Origin of the sequence: Sutcliffiella horikoshii (assembly GCF_044809035.1) — a bacterium.
GTDB lineage: Bacteria > Bacillota > Bacilli > Bacillales > Bacillaceae_I > Sutcliffiella_A > Sutcliffiella_A horikoshii_G.
Genome location: NZ_CP085237.1, coordinates 171072 through 187094 on the forward strand (window position 1 = coordinate 171072; position 16023 = coordinate 187094).

12 protein-coding genes, 8 tRNA genes, 1 rRNA gene and 1 riboswitch are annotated in these 16023 nt (G+C 40.8%); of the genes, 17 read left to right on the forward strand and 4 right to left on the reverse strand.

The genetic code is table 11. From position 1 onward, the window contains the following. Nucleotides 1-98: 98 nt before the first annotated feature. The 10 genes from rrf to rocF all read left to right on the forward strand — a co-directional run bounded on the left by rrf (nucleotide 99) and on the right by rocF (nucleotide 2437). Nucleotides 99-215 (forward strand): 5S ribosomal RNA (gene rrf / locus LG307_RS00960). A gap of 9 nt (nucleotides 216-224) precedes the next feature. Beyond that, nucleotides 225-299: transfer RNA gene (locus LG307_RS00965), tRNA-Asn, on the forward strand. 1 nt (nucleotide 300) lies between these two features. Continuing rightward, nucleotides 301-374, forward strand: a tRNA-Thr gene (locus LG307_RS00970). Between the two features lie 18 nt (nucleotides 375-392). Continuing rightward, nucleotides 393-467: transfer RNA gene (locus LG307_RS00975), tRNA-Glu, on the forward strand. A gap of 51 nt (nucleotides 468-518) precedes the next feature. Further along, a tRNA-Val gene (locus LG307_RS00980) sits at nucleotides 519-594 on the forward strand. Nucleotides 595-602: 8 nt separating this feature from the next. After that, nucleotides 603-686, forward strand: a tRNA-Tyr gene (locus LG307_RS00985). A gap of 157 nt (nucleotides 687-843) precedes the next feature. Next, a tRNA-Gln gene (locus LG307_RS00990) sits at nucleotides 844-918 on the forward strand. A gap of 2 nt (nucleotides 919-920) precedes the next feature. Next, nucleotides 921-993 (forward strand) — tRNA-Lys (locus LG307_RS00995). 34 nt (nucleotides 994-1027) lie between these two features. Beyond that, nucleotides 1028-1100 (forward strand) — tRNA-Ala (locus tag LG307_RS01000). A gap of 434 nt (nucleotides 1101-1534) precedes the next feature. Further along, nucleotides 1535-2437 (forward strand): arginase, encoded by a 903-nt coding sequence (gene rocF / locus LG307_RS01005; protein WP_404447009.1) that lies wholly within the window; start codon nucleotides 1535-1537, stop codon nucleotides 2435-2437. 191 nt (nucleotides 2438-2628) lie between these two features. Here rocF and LG307_RS01010 read toward each other — a convergent pair whose 3' ends face one another. After that, complete coding sequence (locus LG307_RS01010) at nucleotides 2629-2811, reverse strand: aspartyl-phosphate phosphatase Spo0E family protein (RefSeq protein WP_010194972.1); 183 nt, start codon at nucleotides 2809-2811, stop codon at nucleotides 2629-2631. 182 nt (nucleotides 2812-2993) lie between these two features. On the opposite strand from LG307_RS01010, the gene sigW reads away from it, so the two are divergent. The 6 genes from sigW (at nucleotide 2994) to glmS (ending at nucleotide 10312) form a co-directional block, all read left to right on the forward strand. Further along, a complete protein-coding gene (gene sigW / locus LG307_RS01015; protein ID WP_060666092.1) occupies nucleotides 2994-3557 on the forward strand; it encodes an RNA polymerase sigma factor SigW in 564 nt (187 codons plus the stop codon). Nucleotides 3558-3577: 20 nt separating this feature from the next. Continuing rightward, nucleotides 3578-4207 carry a zf-HC2 domain-containing protein gene (locus LG307_RS01020; RefSeq protein WP_404447011.1) on the forward strand — a complete coding sequence of 210 codons (630 nt, stop codon included), beginning with the start codon at nucleotides 3578-3580 and terminating at the stop codon, nucleotides 4205-4207. Nucleotides 4208-4553: 346 nt separating this feature from the next. Then, nucleotides 4554-5375 carry a diadenylate cyclase CdaA gene (gene cdaA / locus LG307_RS01025; RefSeq protein WP_404450344.1) on the forward strand — a complete coding sequence of 274 codons (822 nt, stop codon included), beginning with the start codon at nucleotides 4554-4556 and terminating at the stop codon, nucleotides 5373-5375. Continuing rightward, a complete protein-coding gene (locus LG307_RS01030; protein ID WP_404447013.1) occupies nucleotides 5368-6618 on the forward strand; it encodes a YbbR-like domain-containing protein in 1251 nt (416 codons plus the stop codon). The genes cdaA and LG307_RS01030 overlap by 8 nt, the downstream gene beginning before the upstream one ends. 20 nt (nucleotides 6619-6638) lie before the next feature. Then, a complete protein-coding gene (gene glmM / locus LG307_RS01035; protein WP_404447016.1) occupies nucleotides 6639-7985 on the forward strand; it encodes a phosphoglucosamine mutase in 1347 nt (448 codons plus the stop codon). Between the two features lie 521 nt (nucleotides 7986-8506). Beyond that, nucleotides 8507-10312 carry a glutamine--fructose-6-phosphate transaminase (isomerizing) gene (gene glmS, locus LG307_RS01040; protein WP_404447019.1) on the forward strand — a complete coding sequence of 602 codons (1806 nt, stop codon included), beginning with the start codon at nucleotides 8507-8509 and terminating at the stop codon, nucleotides 10310-10312. Nucleotides 10313-10397: 85 nt separating this feature from the next. Here the strand turns inward: glmS and LG307_RS01045 are convergent, their stop codons facing one another. Genes LG307_RS01045 through LG307_RS01055 form a run of 3 tightly spaced genes read right to left on the reverse strand, consistent with a single transcriptional unit; the run spans nucleotide 10398 to nucleotide 14493 of the window. Then, nucleotides 10398-11753, reverse strand: coding sequence for a Ger(x)C family spore germination protein (locus tag LG307_RS01045; RefSeq protein WP_404450345.1), 1356 nt, complete (start codon nucleotides 11751-11753; stop codon nucleotides 10398-10400). 5 nt (nucleotides 11754-11758) lie between these two features. Next, nucleotides 11759-12850 (reverse strand): GerAB/ArcD/ProY family transporter, encoded by a 1092-nt coding sequence (locus LG307_RS01050; RefSeq protein WP_404447022.1) that lies wholly within the window; start codon nucleotides 12848-12850, stop codon nucleotides 11759-11761. 29 nt (nucleotides 12851-12879) lie between these two features. Then, on the reverse strand, nucleotides 12880-14493 hold the full coding sequence (locus LG307_RS01055; protein ID WP_404447024.1) for a spore germination protein: 1614 nt from the start codon (nucleotides 14491-14493) through the stop codon (nucleotides 12880-12882). Between the two features lie 194 nt (nucleotides 14494-14687). Next, nucleotides 14688-14787, forward strand: a riboswitch (purine riboswitch). A 58-nt stretch (nucleotides 14788-14845) separates the two neighbouring features. On the opposite strand from LG307_RS01055, the gene add reads away from it, so the two are divergent. Next, on the forward strand, nucleotides 14846-15847 hold the full coding sequence (gene add, locus LG307_RS01060) for an adenosine deaminase (protein ID WP_404447026.1): 1002 nt from the start codon (nucleotides 14846-14848) through the stop codon (nucleotides 15845-15847). Nucleotides 15848-16023 lie beyond the last annotated feature (176 nt).

Genomic DNA, 16023 nt, shown 5'->3' on the forward strand with positions numbered 1-16023 from the left:
TGAATGTCTTGATATGAACACATTATCTAGTTTTGAAGGAACAAGAAATTTGTAAAAACTTCTTGATTTTCTTTCTCAATTTTGTATAATAAAATTTGTCTGGTAATGATGGCGAAGAGGTCACACCCGTTCCCATCCCGAACACGGAAGTTAAGCTCTTCAGCGCCGATGGTAGTTGGGGGATCTCCCCCTGTGAGAGTAGGACGTTGCCAGGCTAGTATTGTTCCACCATAGCTCAGCGGTAGAGCATTCGGCTGTTAACCGAAGGGTCGTAGGTTCGAATCCTACTGGTGGAGCCATGCTTCCATAGCTCAGTTAGGTAGAGCACTTCCATGGTAAGGAAGAGGTCACCGGTTCGAGCCCGGTTGGAAGCTTATACAATAAGAAAAATTGGCCCGTTGGTCAAGCGGTTAAGACACCGCCCTTTCACGGCGGTAACACGGGTTCGAATCCCGTACGGGTCACCAAAGTTTTTTCACGATAGTGAAAATAACTTTCTTTTTACATCCCAATACATTGGAGGATTAGCTCAGCTGGGAGAGCATCTGCCTTACAAGCAGAGGGTCGGCGGTTCGATCCCGTCATCCTCCACCATATCCCTTGGAGGGGTAGCGAAGTGGCTAAACGCGGCGGACTGTAAATCCGCTCCTTTGGGTTCGGCAGTTCGAATCTGCCCCCCTCCACCATTTTAACTTCGAAATGAAAATTCCGGAGTTTTTGTTTGAAGAAATGTATAAACTTCCCGATTTCAGAGATAATAAGTGAAGTTAGTTATCGACGAGGATAGGGTACAAAGTACAAAGAAATACATAAGTTTCCTATGCATTTTAGGAGCATAATCAATGGGCTATAGCCAAGCGGTAAGGCATCGCACTTTGACTGCGACATGCGTTGGTTCGAATCCAGCTAGCCCAGCCAACGTGCCATTAGCTCAGTCGGTAGAGCATCTGACTTTTAATCAGAGGGTCGAAGGTTCGAGTCCTTCATGGCACATCTTTTTTTACAAAGCTTTATTATAATTTCATAAGGGGCCTTAGCTCAGCTGGGAGAGCGCCTGCTTTGCACGCAGGAGGTCAGCGGTTCGATCCCGCTAGGCTCCACTTTCTAATAAAGTTTAAGTCATAGACCATTGGTTTATGGCTTTTTTGTATGTTTTCTGGCTTAGAGTTCCGGAAAAGTTAACGGTAACTGCCTGCTTAGAAATTATCTCTCGAAACGTAAGGCTAAGAGGGCTCCGTGAGTGAATCGGGCGATAATTATTATTTACGGGCGATAATTTGAATAATCAGGCGATAATTCAACTTTACGGGCGATTTTTAAAAAATACGGGCGAAACGCAAAGATGGCCAGTCAAGTCCTTAATATTATGGCCCCTCAGCTTCAGACTGGATCACCTACTCTGAAAGCCAACCTTGTCCTTCACTAAAAATCCGACAATTCCAAACTGCATATATATTCAAAATTATGTCGAGTTGAGTCATCCGATAGTTTCCCTATACAATAGAAGCAGATTACATAAAGGGGGACACGATTCATGAAGAAGGATATTAGCATTATTGGAGTACCAATGGACTTGGGCCAGACACGTCGAGGAGTGGATATGGGTCCTAGTGCGATAAGATATGCAGGGGTAGTGGAGAGATTAGAAAACTTAACAAACACGATAGAAGATTTAGGCGATATTGAAATCGGGAGTAGGGAAAGAACCTCAACAAGTGAAAGTAATCTCAAAAATTTGAAAGCGGTTGCGGAGGCGAGTGAAAATCTAGCTTCTAAAGTGGATGAGGTACTTTCGAATGGCAGATTCCCTCTTGTATTTGGCGGCGATCATAGTATTGCGATTGGAACGATTGCTGGCCTTGCAAAACATTACTCCAACATGGGGGTCATTTGGTATGACGCGCATGGGGACCTGAATACGGGTGAAACATCTCCGTCAGGTAATATTCATGGCATGCCGCTTGCAGTAAGCCTAGGCCTTGGTGATTCTACTTTGACGTCAATTGGCGGAGATCATGCTAAAATTAAGCCGGAAAATATTGTGATTATTGGTGCAAGGTCATTGGATGAAGGCGAGAAAATTTTAATCAAGGAAAAAGGAATTAAAGTATTCACCATGCATGAAATTGACCGCTTGGGAATGGCTGCAGTGATGGAGGAAGCCATTGCTTACCTAAAGGAGCGAGACACAGATGGTGTTCATTTATCGCTAGATCTTGATGGACTTGATCCACACGATGCACCAGGCGTGGGGACACCGGTACTTGGTGGAATCTCTTATCGGGAAAGCCATTTGGCAATGGAAATGTTAGAGGAAGCAAATATCCTGACTTCTGCTGAATTTGTGGAAGTTAACCCTATTCTGGACGAGCGCAACAAAACAGCTACGGTAGCTGTAGCGTTGATGGGATCTTTATTTGGTGAAAAACTTCTTTAAAATAAAGGATACTTTAAACACCGCTGTTGATTTCCGCAAATGGCTTCGCTTTCCGCGGGACGGTGTTTGAGGCTCCTCAGAACGCTTCAGGGGACTCAATCTACCGTTATCCCCCGCTTGAGTCTGCGCCTTTTGCTCCAATCAACAGCTAATAAATTTTTATTTACAAAAAAAACACCAGCAACTAATACTTAAGAAGTTGCTGGTTTTCTTTTTATTTGTAAGTATAGGTACTGATTAATCAATGAATCAAGCGAGGTGCTCGCATCAATTACTTCCTTAGATTGAAGATGGTTAGATGAGGAAAGTCGAATCATTTCTTCTCTTTTTCTCTCAATTGCTTCTTGTAAATGGACGGTAGCATGGACGGCCACTCAACAACACCCCTTATTCATGTAGGCTTCAAAAAAACTAATTAGTAGTTTTTACCCTCTTTTATCCTTTTTCAAACCAATTTCAGTAAATATTTGTTAGAATATATTTTATAGAGAAAAATGAAACCTTTTAGGGCGAAGGCACGTATTACTAGTCGACCGCCAGACAACGGGGGAACGGAATGGAAGAACTAATCAGAAAAAGAATAAAACAAATAAAAAAAGGCGATCAGGATGCATTTGCGGAAATTGTGGAATTGTTTAAAGACAAGATCTATCAATTGGTCTACCGAATGATTGGCAATTCGCATGAAGCAGAGGACATTGCACAAGAGGCATTTATACGTGCATACATTAACATAAACAGCTTTGATGTTAATCGGAAGTTTTCAACTTGGTTATATCGGATTGCAACAAATCTGACGATTGACCGCATACGCAAAAAGAAGCCAGATTATTATTTAGATGCAGAAGTAGCAGGTACAGAAGGACTAACAATGTATTCCCAAGTTGCCGCAGATATTGCGCTGCCTGAGGAGGAAGTGGAAACGATGGAGCTGCAAGGAGAAATCCAGCGCCAGATTTTAAAGCTTCCGGACAAATACCGTTCGGTTATTGTATTAAAATACATTGACGAGTTATCATTAATTGAAATCAGTGAAATCCTAGAAATTCCGGTCGGAACAGTTAAGACTAGAATCCATAGAGGGCGAGAAGCGCTAAGACAGCAATTACGCCATGTTTAATTCTGGAGGTGTTATAAACAATGAATAAATGCCCGGAACATATCGTCCAGTATATGCATGAGTATTTAGATGGTGATCTAGAAAAAGAACGAGAAAAAGAGCTTAAAGCACATCTCCACGACTGCAAAGAATGCTACCAGCAGTTTCATGAGCTGGAGAAGGCGATTGCCCTTGTGCAAAGCACCTCTCATATATCTGCACCAAATGATTTCACGCAAAGAGTGATGAATAGTTTACCGAAAGAAAAGAAGACAATCGGTTGGAACCGCTGGCTGCGTTCCCACCCGATGCTTGTAGCCGCCGCTATTTTCTTTATTTTAATGAGCGGAAGTTTATTTGGTGGCTGGCAGGAAGAAAAGTTTGCTTTTACCAACCAGCCGAATCTTGTAGTCGAGGATAATACCGTTATTGTCCCAGAAGGTAAGGTTGTGGAAGGGGATGTTGTCGTGAAGAACGGGAATATCCGTGTTGATGGTGAAGTTAGAGGAAATGTGACGGTCATAAATGGTGAAGTCATCGACAGAGAAAACTACCTTGCTTCTGCAGGCCAAGTAACAGGGGAAATAGAAGAAATCGATCAGGCATTTGAATGGATCTGGTACAACATGAAAGACGGCTTCAAAAAAGCGGTTGACGTATTTAACGATTGAGCAATAATCTAGGTGATCGCAGTGTAAGGCGCGAAGACTCCCGCGGGAGGAAGGGACAGGGAAGACCCCACAGGGCATATGCCCGAGGAGGCTTCCGGACCGCCCGCAGGAAAGCGAAGCGCCTGAAACGGAGATCAACTGTTATAAGTTATATCCAAATGAGATGCTTGAAACAATTCAAGCATCTTTTTATATTTCAAGGAGATTATAATAATATTGCAAAACATGAATTAAAAGGCCATTTCTACCTGATTATTAAAAATATGCTATAATAACATGGTTACGGTTTTCGTACTTGATACATAAATCTTGTACTGTTAAAGGATGTGTGAGGATGCCTTTTGAAATACCTTTTGGAGATATGCCATATTTAAGTTATCTTGCAAATATCATAGATATTTTACTCGTTTGGTTTGTTATCTATAAGCTTATCATGGTCATCCGTGGGACAAAGGCGGTCCAGTTATTAAAAGGAATAACAGTGATTGTAGTGGTAAGGATTCTTAGTAACTTTTTAGGATTCAGCACCTTACAATGGCTGATGGACCAAGCTTTGACATGGGGATTCCTGGCGATTATCATTATCTTTCAGCCAGAGCTTCGTCGCGCCTTGGAGCAATTGGGAAGAGGGAAATTGTTTTCAAGAAGCGGTGTAGATGATGAAGAAGAACATGCCAAAATGATTGAAGCAGTCGTTAAATCCGTTCAATACATGGCCAAACGCCGTATTGGAGCGTTGATTTCGATTGAAAGAGAGACCGGAATGGGAGATTACATAGAAACGGGTATTCCGTTGCATGCAAAAGTTTCATCCGAGCTCCTGATTAATATTTTTATACCCAATACACCACTTCATGATGGAGCGGTTATTTTGCAAAAGAGCCAAGTGTCTGCAGCAGCTTGTTACCTCCCCTTATCTGAGAGTCCTTTCATTTCCAAGGAGCTTGGTACAAGGCATAGAGCAGCCCTTGGGATCAGTGAAGTAACAGATAGTATCACCATTGTCGTGTCCGAGGAGACGGGTAACATATCTGTTACGAAGAACGGTGAATTGCACCGTGATTTAGAACCTGATTTATTCAGCGAGTTGTTGAAAAAGGAATTGGATACAACCGTGAAGGCCACTAGTTCGAACCGCTGGCAGTGGAGGGGGCAAAAGGATGGATAAGTTTATCAATAACCGTTGGGTGATGAAAATGATCGCGTTGCTGTTGGCTTTTATGTTATACATGTCGGTCAGCATCGAGAACAGTTCTACCCAGCAGACTGCCCCGTCCCCGTCCCCTTTTTCCGGATCTACGGATGTGCAAACTGTGACTGATGTTCCAGTTGAAGCGTTCTATGACCGGGAGAATTTAGTTGTTTCTGGTGTGCCACAAAGCGTTACGGTTACACTTGAAGGTCCTACAGCATCTGTCAAACCTACAGCGTTGCAAAAGGACTTTGAAATAATCGCAGATCTTTCAGGATTGGGGATCGGGACACATCAAGTGAAGTTAGAGTCTCGAAATCTTTCTGACAGATTGAAAGTGGCCATTGAACCGGCAGTGGCTTCCGTTACCATCCACGAAAGAATTTCAGAGGATTTCCCTGTGGACGTTGATTTTATTAACAGAGGGCAAATGGAAGAGGGCTATCAGGCCGAGCAACCAATTGTGAAGCCTAATATCGTCAAAGTTACAGGTTCGCGTGAATTGATTGAGAGCATCGCATTGGTAAAAGCACGGGTGGACCTCAAAGGAGTTAACGAATCTATCGAGCAGCAGTCTCGTGTGACCGTCTATGACAGGGAAGGAAACACATTGAATGTAGAGATAGATCCTCCTGTGGTGGATGTGAATGTTCCGATTACGAGTCCATATAAATCAGTTCCGCTGAAAATAAATCGTAAAGGTTCATTAAAAGAGAACTTGAGTATTACCAAAGTGGAAGCAGTGCCGAATGAAGTGACCGTCTATGGACCAAAAAGCGCCATTGACAAGTTGGAATTCATTGACAGTATAGAGTTGGATTTAACAGAGATTACAGAGAGCACAACCATTGAAGTGAATGTCCCTCTACCGGAAGGCGTGAAACGTGTCGTGCCGGATAAGGTGAAAATCAATGTGGAAGTGGAAAAAGAAGAACAAAAGACATTTACAAACGTCCCTATACAACTAATCGGTCTGTCAGAAGGGCTGGAATTGGAATTCATTGACCCGGAAACAGGGTTAATGGATCTTACCGTTCTAGGTGCACCGAGCACCCTTGAAGGCGTCAACAGCACCGATATGGAGATGTATATCAATGTAACGGATTTAAATCCGGGAGAGCATGAAGTGCCTCTTGAAATAAACGGTCCGCAAAATGTTTCATGGGATCTGCCAAAGAGAAATGTAAAGTTCAGATTAATAGAAGAAACTAATGAGTAGTAAAAGGAGAGATTTACGAAATGGGTAAATATTTTGGTACGGATGGAGTGCGCGGTGTAGCGAACTCGGAATTAACACCTGAATTGGCATTTAAAGTAGGACGTCTGGGAGGTTATGTATTAACAAAGGACCAAACTCGTCCGAAAGTGCTGATTGGCCGTGATACGCGTATTTCTGGACATATGCTTGAAGGGGCGCTAGTGGCAGGGTTACTTTCCATCGGTGCAGAAGTCATGCGTTTAGGTGTGATCTCCACTCCTGGCGTGGCTTACCTGACAAAAGCATTGGGAGCCCAAGCGGGTGTGATGATCTCCGCTTCTCATAATCCGGTTGCAGACAATGGAATCAAGTTTTTCGGGCCGGACGGTTTCAAACTTTCTGACGAGCAAGAAGCGGAAATCGAAGCGTTAATGGATGAAGAAACAGATAGCCTTCCTCGTCCAGTCGGTGCTGACCTGGGTCAAGTAAACGACTATTTCGAAGGCGGACAGAAATACCTTCAGTTCTTGAAACAAACAGTGGACGAGGATTTTTCTGGCATTCATATCGCTTTAGATTGTGCACATGGTGCAACATCTTCTCATGCGACACATCTTTTTGCAGACCTAGAGGCAGACATCACTACGATGGGATCCTCTCCAAATGGATTGAACATCAATGACGGTGTCGGTTCCACTCACCCAGAAACACTTGCACAACTAGTGCTTGAAAAAGGCGCGGATATCGGTCTTGCATTTGATGGCGACGGAGACCGCATCATCGCAGTTGATGAAAAAGGACAAATCGTCGACGGTGACCAAATCATGTTCATCTGTGCAAAATACTTAAGCGAAAATGGGCGCCTGCGTCATAACACGGTTGTATCCACTGTAATGAGTAACCTTGGTTTCTACAAAGCACTAGAAGCTAGCAATGTAGAAACAAAGCAAACAGCAGTTGGTGACCGTTATGTAGTAGAAGAGATGAAAAACGGCAACTACCTTCTTGGAGGAGAGCAGTCCGGACACATCATCTTCCTTGATTACAACACAACTGGTGACGGTATGCTGACAGGCCTCCAGCTTGTAAACATCATGAAAATGACGAAAAAGAGCCTATCCGAACTTGCCGGCGAAATGACAAAGTTTCCTCAACTTCTGGTGAACATAAGAGTGACGGACAAGCACCGTGTAACAGAGAATGCAAAGGTAGCAGCTATCATTGCAGAAGTAGAAGCAGAGATGAATGGCAACGGCCGCATCCTTGTGCGTCCTTCCGGTACAGAGCCACTTGTACGTGTTATGGCCGAAGCACCAACGCAAGAGCAATGCGATGAGTACGTAGAACGTATCGCAGCTGTTGTGCGCGCGGAAATGGGTACGGAATAAACGTTGGAGTGAACGAGAAAGATATGCATATACCGCACTTATGGAGCGGTGGATGCATATCTTTTTTATATGGTGTGAAAATTACGGTCAACGGGGGAATTACTACCCATGACACACCAGTAGTATGAGTCAAAATGACCCCTTCTTTGCATTAAATGGAAATAATCCACATAATTGTTGACGAATTGGGGTATGGAAGGTAAGATATTATTTGTTGCTATTCAAGAACGGAAAGGAGCATTAAAGTCAGACAACTAAAAACTAGCTACACAAAGCGCCTGAACTAAGCAACGGACGAAACAATGCTTAGTTGACGAGGAGGAGGTTTATCGATCTATCGGCGGATGCCTCCCGGTTGCCAATCACAACCGATTCAGGAACAGTTTAAAGCATAAAGGCAACTTTATGTACAAAGACTGTTACTATGATTACAAAATTATTTTATAGGTAATGTGGGGGCAAGAACGCCCCTTACTACGGTGTGCTTTCTTGTCCCTGCAATTCTAGGGAGGAAATTAATAATGTGCGGGATCGTAGGATATATCGGAACACAGGATACAAAGGAAATTCTTTTAAAAGGTCTAGAAAAGCTTGAATACCGTGGTTATGACTCTGCTGGTATTGCGGTAATGAACGAGAGCGGCGTACATGTATTCAAGGAAAAAGGCCGTATTGCAGACCTTCGCGAAGTAGTGGACAATGACGTTTCAGCATCAACTGGAATCGGTCACACTCGCTGGGCAACTCACGGTGTACCAAGCAAAGTAAACGCGCATCCACACCAAAGCACGTCTGGTCGCTTTACACTTGTACACAACGGAGTTATCGAAAACTATGCACAATTAAAACGCGAACACTTACAAGGAGTAGAACTAGTAAGTGAAACAGATACAGAAGTAGTTGTACAAATCATCGAGAAATTTGCAAACGAAGGACAGCATGTGGAAGAAGCAATGCGTCGCACTCTTTCCATCCTAAAAGGTTCTTACGCGATTGCTTTATTGGACAACGAAGATCCAGAAACAATCTATGTAGGAAAAAACAAGAGCCCGCTATTAGTTGGAGTAGGCAAAGGTCACTTCAACGTGGTGGCAAGTGACGCTATGGCGATGATCCAAGTGACGGATCAATTCGTGGAGCTGATGGACAAAGAGATGGTTATCGTAAAGAAAGAAGCGGTAACAATCAAAAAGCTGAACGGTGAAATCATCGAGCGCGCGCCATACACTGCTGAACTGGATGCAAGTGATATCGAAAAAGGCACATACCCACATTACATGTTAAAAGAAATCGATGAGCAGCCATTAGTAATCCGTAAGCTCATCCAAAAATATCAAAATGAAAGCGGCGAGTTGACGATTGACGCTGACATCATCAACGCTGTTAACCAATCTGACCGCATCTACATCGTGGCAGCAGGAACAAGCTACCATGCAGGTCTTGTTGGAGCGCAAATGATTGAAAAGCTTGCGAAGGTACCTGTAGAAGTACACGTAGCAAGTGAGTTCAACTACAACATGCCGATTCTTTCTGAAAAGCCGCTATTCATCTTCATCTCTCAGAGTGGAGAAACAGCGGACAGCCGTGCAGTACTTGTACAAGTGAAAGAGCTTGGCTACCCGGCACTAACTATTACAAACGTACAAGGATCTACATTATCCCGTGAGGCAGATTTCACATTGCTACTTCACGCAGGTCCTGAGATCGCAGTAGCTTCTACAAAAGCATACACGGCACAACTTGGCGTTCTGTCTATTTTCGCTGCAGTACTTGCAGAAGCGAAAGGCCACAACCTTGAGTTCGACCTTGTGCAAGACCTAGGAATCGTTGCAAACGCAATGGAAGTTCTTTGTAATGCAAAAGAAGAGCTAGAAGACATCGCACGCAAATTCTTGTCTACAACAAGAAACTGCTTCTTCATCGGCCGCACAATGGACTACTATGTTGGTCTTGAAGGTGCATTGAAACTAAAAGAAATCTCCTACATCCAAGCAGAAGGATTTGCTGGAGGAGAACTGAAGCACGGAACAATCGCCCTGATTGAAAATGGTACACCAGTTATCGCCATCTCCACACAAGAACAAGTGGACTTATCCATCCGCGGTAACGTGAAAGAGGTAGTAGCACGTGGTGCGAACCCTTGTATCATTTCCATGAAAGGCCTAGAAACAGAAGAAGACAGCTTCGTTGTACCACAAGTAAACGAACTGCTTTCTCCACTAGTTTCTGTCATTCCGTTGCAGTTGATCTCTTACTATGCAGCACTTCACAGAGATTGTGACGTAGATAAGCCACGTAACTTGGCAAAGAGTGTTACAGTGGAATAATTCTGTAGAGTTGCAAAAATTACTATTTTTAAGTTAAACGTGAAAAGCACCTTTACTGTAAAAAGTAAGGTGCTTTTTATATCTCTTAGTTCTGTATCCCCAAGCCAAAGTCAGTAATGGTGACCTCTACTTCATAATCAATAGGAGCCTGACTAAAAATAGAATCCCAGTCGCTTTTGTGCTCTTTCCAAAACTTTGGATACTTAATTCTTACGTAGTCATGGAAGCCAATGACATCCACTTGAAAATCCTTTTGAATTCTGTCCAAGCTGGTCTGAATCTCTTTTTTTACTTCTTCTACTATTTGCTCTTCTAATTTCTTTCTTGTTTTTTCCTTAGTCAAGTCTTCTTCATGGCTTGCTACCTCAATGATTAGACCTTTTGAGGTAACTTTTACTTGAAAAGAAAGATTGCCGTCCTTTAATTTGGGAATAATCTTACTTGTTAATATTTCTTGTTCGTAAATTATTGGTTTATCACTGTCTTCTTCGGTAACTTTTACAATAGCGCCATTTGTGGGGGCAGTAATCCAGTTTATTCCCTTTAATTCTTCTTCCTCTAAGAAACCGATTAACTTTAATGTACTTCCTTTTATTACAGCGGCACCGGACAGTTTAAGTTCACCATCCGTATGTACGATATTTTGCAGCAAAAAACTGGACTGTGCTTCCATCAAAGCGTTTATTTTCGCTAGGGGTTTCCGCTCAAGTAGTTTGTTCGATTTATCGAGATGTTCAGATATATCATATATATGCATAGATGGGATATCGTCTGTTTCCATATAATCTAATATATCTTTTGCCAGTCCGTCTGTAATCATGACAAGCAAACTCATTCGTGCTTCAGGTTCACGGATGAAAAAATCAAGAATTTCTCTAATACTTTGCTTTTTTGCGACCTCGCTGCTTATGATTACTAACCTTTGGTGTTGGCCGTTCACTGTGTTTTTCTTTAACAGTATAACCTCTCGTGCTGTTTCAATAATGGAGGCGCCGGTCTGTTCCACGTTGGTGTAGGGTTTTTCTGCTTTTGAATTTTGACTTTGCTTGCCATTTATCTTTGCCATTTGATAAGTCACAGTAAGGAGGGAATCAGTCTCATAAGAAGAAGTTATATCCTCTTCTTGAGCTGTATCCACTCCAACCCCTATCAAGAGATCCAGATTTTCAATATCCCTGGAACTCCAGCATCCGGTAAGTAGTGGAATTAATATAAGCAGTGGGAAAGAGAGTTTTAAGAGAGTCGCTCTGTTAAACTCCGCTGTTGCTTTCCGCACTAGTCTTCGCTTTCCGCGGGGCGTTTGGGGACCCTTCTCCGCTTTGCCTGCGGGGTCTCCCCGAAATGCTATCTCCTGCAGGAGTCTTCGCCTATTGCTCCAATCAACAGCTAGGTTACCTAAAAAATCAACAGTATGCTTTACGAGAGTCAAGAGAATAAACATATGCTTCAACTGTGCTTCCTCCTTAAGAAAGAGAGAACTAATAGCATAATAGGGAGTATGCCGAATAAAACAATTGCTGCATTTCCCAGCATATCACCAAGCGAAAAAGCCTGTTGCAAATTTTGGGGTAACATCGCAATAAAGAAAGCAACAGGGAGGAGAATGTACATAAAGGTTTTCATATTTTTATTAAATAGCTGAGCTAGTCCCAAAGATGCTGCATATAACGTAATAGAAATTGTCGCGAAAATTTGTAATATCCAAATCGTTAAAAAGAGGGAATCATATCTTTCAAAGAATATTCCCGGAAATTCAAAAGAGCGGATTAGCGTTATCGTAGGCCATGTTAAATTGCCTACTCCATCAAGCGATAAGGCTCCAATTACTATCATAATAGTAACAAGATAGAAAATGGTGGGCATTAATACCCCTACAAATACTATCTTTTTTCCTTTCTTGGGATCAGTTAGAAAGGCAGAGAGAATAATCAGTATTTCAATGCCGATATAAGACAAAGAGGTCGTTTTAATCCCTTTTAATATAGGACCAATACCTCCGCCAAGAACGGGTCTTAAATTTTTTAATTCAAATAAACCTAAGCTCATGAACGCCAATAATATAAAAATAAAAACAGTAAGTGGAAAAATGATCTGAAACATCCGTGCGATTGAATTAAGTCCATCTACATTCAAATAAAGGGCAAGCCATAAAAAAATAATAATTAAGATTTGGATAGGGGTACCTTCCAGTAAATATGTTTCTGTAACCTCAGCTAAAATCCTGACTTCAAAACTTGTTAAGGTAATAAAGTAAGAGACCATAAATAGACCAATTATGGTACTTAATATCCTTCCTACAATTTTGGAACTGTATTGATAGAATGTTTTTTTAGGATATCTATTATTAAGCATTAAAATAATGAACCCTACTGCCAAAGGAAAGAGGCTGCTAATTAGGATGGTAATCCATATATCAGGAGTTCCAACTTCATCAGCAAGTGTTCTAGGTAAAGTAAGTATCCCTACACCTAAAATATAGTTAATAATAATAATGATAGCTTGTGCAGGCGAAATTAGATTTTCCTGTTGTGAGTTCATTTACACTAGATCCTTCCCTGAAAAGTAATTTACCCTTTTCGGATAGTGTCGATTGGCTTTAAAATCTTTGGTCTTTTTTTCATAGCTGAAATTGGAAGTCGTATTAAAAAGTCTTTCCAATCATTAGTCTGATAAGGTACTGCAGGGCTAAGATAAGGAACTCCAAAGCTTTTTAATCGAACAAGGTGTATGCTGAAAAATATAAAGAAGACTATAACACCATACAACCCTAAAGTTGCAGCAAGGAACATAGCAATAAATCTCAATATTCTTAACGAAATGCTTATATTATATTGTGGAAGCGAGAAGGAAGAAATCGCCGTCAGAGCTACGACAATAACAGTTACTGGGCTTACTATACCAGCTTGAACGGCTGCATCTCCGATTACCAATCCACCAACGATTCCAATCGTTTGGCCAATTGGTTTCGGTAGCCTTAAACCTGCTTCTCTCAGTATCTCAATAGATACCTCCATTAAAAGAGCTTCAATAAGGATTGGAAAGGGAACCCCTTCCCTAGAACTAATAATGGAAAGGGCAAGTTTTGTAGGTATTAATCCTTGATGAAATGATACAAAAGATATGTATAATGCAGGAGTGAAAACAGCTATAAATGCAGCTATATACCTTAGGAATCTGACTAAACTGCCGGCAATCCAACGCTCATAGTAATCTTCTGGTGATTGTAAAAACATATTTATAGTAGCAGGTACAATTAATGCAAAAGGAGTCCCATCTAATATAATGGCAACTCTGCCTTCTGATAGAGCAGCAACAACCCGGTCAGGACGTTCTGTACTTTGAACCTGAGGAAACAGCGAGAAATTATTTTCTTCAATTAACTCCTCTACATATCCTGATTCAGGTAAATTATCAATATCAATAGACTCGACTTTTTGTTTCACATTTTCAACAATTTCAGGATTTGCTATACCTTCTACGTAAGTTATGACTAATTCTTTGTTGAATCGTTTGCCTAATTGAAAGGTTATAAACCTTAGTTCAGTATTAACCCCCGCTTTCCTAAGAAGGGTTATATTATCTATCAAATTCTCATTAAAGCCTATTCGCGGTCCTCTAACCTGCAACTCAGATACAGGTTCTTCCAAGTTACGACCTTTAGCATTGCTTGTTTTTAATACAAATGCATAATCGATATCTTGTAAAAATAATACCGTTTGCCCTCTAAGAATACTTGTGTTGATTACATCAATCCGGTTTTCTTCGGAAATCTCGGTAATTGGTAAAAGATTTTTAATTTGAATATTCAGAGGGTTAATATTATTTGGAAGGTTTACTAGCAATGGTTCCAGTATATTACTATTAATAATAGTTGGATCTACAAGACCTTTTGCAAAAATTATGGCAGCTCCAATCTGTTCTTTACCAAAGGTGAACTCTCTTGTAATAATGTCCTTGTTTGTCCCGAAATTTTTGTTTATTTCATTAACATTGGCAGATAAGTCATTCGAAAGTAAAGCAAGAATTTCCTTATCCTGTTTTTCAATGAATGGTTTTGCCTTATCGGCTTGAAAATAATCACTAATCTTAGACAGGGCCAAAGGAACCAAAAGAGTAATGATGGTATACACATAGATATTTGCTTCAGGAAGAAATTTTTTTATAGATTCAACTATATGCACTGGGGGGACCTCCTAAAGATAAAAGAGAGAATACCTCGAATAACTTTTCATGGATATATTATCACTCATGAACTAAAAACTATGCGTTCACTTATCTAAATATCGAATATAAAAGAAGAAGCGATTGTCCCATGAAGTTGAATGTAAGACTAGCTTCTTGACAATTGAGGTGAATTTTATTATTTTTATATAGAACTTAATAAAATGCTCAAATTCGTATAACTCCAATAATATGGTTTGGAGGTTTCTACCAGGTACCAATAATTCCTGATTACGAAGAAAATACAAGAATTTTCACTTGTGCTTTCTTCGTAATCAGGAATTTTTTTGTGAAAAAATAGGGGGTCCAACAATGAACTTTTTTAAAATGCCTAAAATTGAACTTCACTGCCATTTGGATGGAAGTGTTAGACCAGAGACCATCATTGACATCGCAAAGAAAGATGGCATCCATATACCTTCTTTTGATAAGGAAGAGATGAAAGAAGAACTTATTGCTCCACTAAACTGCGAATCCTTAAATGACTATCTTAAAAGATTTTCTATTCCAAATTTAGTAATGCAGTCAAAAGAAAATTTGAAAAGAATTACTTTTGAGCTTTTTGAAGATGCAGCAATGGAAAATGTAAAATATATGGAGGTTCGATTTGCACCATTACTTCATACGAAAATGGGGTTATCTATAGAAGAAATAATTCTAAGTGTCATAGAGGGAATGAGAGAGGCAGAAGAGAAATTTGATATTCATGGAAATATCATTTTATCTTGTATGAGAACGATGGCGGTGGAAAGTGCTTTTGAGGTCGTTGAGAAAGGGGAGAAATTCTTAGGAAAAGGGGTTGTCGCAATTGATTTGTGTGCTTCTGAGGAGGAAGGATTTTGCAGAAAATTTATTGAACCAATCACATTGGCCAGAGAATTTGGCTTTAGAGTAACGATCCACGCAGGTGAAACTGGAATAGGAAAAAACGTGCTTGAGGCTGTTGAATTGTTAGGGGCTGAAAGAATTGGACACGGTGTGTTCATTAATGATTGTATAGAAGCTTATAATATTGTAAAGCAAAAACAGGTAGTACTTGAAATGTGCCCAACAAGTAATGTCCAAACCAAAGCAGTAAACCAAATTAGTGATCATCCAATCTATGATTTCCACAGGGATGGAATAAAAGTAACCGTTAATACAGACAACAGAACGGTTTCGAACACAACCATGGCAAAGGAATGTGATTTAGTCTGTCATGAATTTGGTATAAATGATGTAGAGTATAAACAGATTTATATGGATAGCGTGCAAGCCTCTTTTGCAAATGAAAAAATAAAGGAAAAACTGAAGAAATATTTACATGACATGTAAACCTTTTAGGCTTTTTACTATTTTTACTCCCCATCACGGATACTCCGCCTGGTCGAGCGGTGTTACGCGTGTTTCAGATTTAGAATTGAATTGCGTTGTCTCTATGAGACAACGCGTTTTTAAAAAATTTACCTATAATACAAAATTAAAGCTTTTTTATTATCCTAAATGTCCAC